Raw genomic sequence first — 890 nt, forward strand, 5'->3', positions numbered from 1 at the left:
GGAAGTAGTGTTTAGATTTACGCTGACCAGGAAACTTCCTGCGTGTTCTTGAGTGAGAAAAAAAAGACGCGGGATTGTATCACAAAAAAATGAAAATCGTGGTGTTTTATTGCAAAGAAATTTGCCCGCTGAAAAATGCAGCGGGCTGACGAATTCGTAAGCGAATTGAGCTTAATTTATCTTAGCTTCAGTCGGTTGGATGTAAGCTTTCGTACCCCAAAGAGGTACAGTTGATAGACTGTGTTTGAAGCTGCCTGATGTCTCTTTAGTTGAGTAAGAAAGGTACATCAAGGTTTGATTTTCTGGATCATAAATACGGCGAATCTTCATCGATTTGAAGAAAACGCTCTTGGACTTTTTAAATACCACTTCACCTGATTTGCTCTTATCAATTTTAGTAATCATCTCAGGTGTAATTTCACCAGTTTGACGGCAAGAAATTGAACTGTCGCTTGGGTCCGCTAAACTGAAGTCCGCTTCGATGCTCGCTACATGACAAGTAACGCCTGGAACTTCAGGGTCTACGAGCGTATTCAGTTTTATGTCTTTCATAGTAAACATACCCAAAGACACATCACCAACCTCATCGTTGCCACAGCCAGCAAGAATGGTAACCAAACCTAAAGCAAGCAAACGTTTTTTCATTATTCCGTCCTTAATTAGAAAAATATATAGATTCAATCTATCAGACGTTGGCATCTAAAACAAAATTTGGCGCAACCTCAGGACTTTAGCTAGGTTTGTTAAGGGCTTCATGCTAATGTACCGCTTCAAAGCGAGTTCATGTTTAAGAGTCGAGTCAATGCGATATAGAAAACCCTGTTAGGTTTTCGGAATATTGGCGTGATGGCTCATATACAGCCCTCGTTTTTGACTCGCTACTACTCTGT

General features: G+C 40.4%; 1 protein-coding gene. It reads right to left on the bottom strand.

All coding sequences use genetic code 11. From position 1 onward, the window contains the following. Nucleotides 1-171 precede the first annotated feature (171 nt). On the bottom strand, nucleotides 172-645 hold the full coding sequence (locus tag R7O13_RS25225) for a CreA family protein (protein WP_005454218.1): 474 nt from the start codon (nucleotides 643-645) through the stop codon (nucleotides 172-174). Between the last annotated feature and the right edge of the window lie 245 nt (nucleotides 646-890).

The organism is Vibrio sp. Y176, assembly GCF_033438945.1.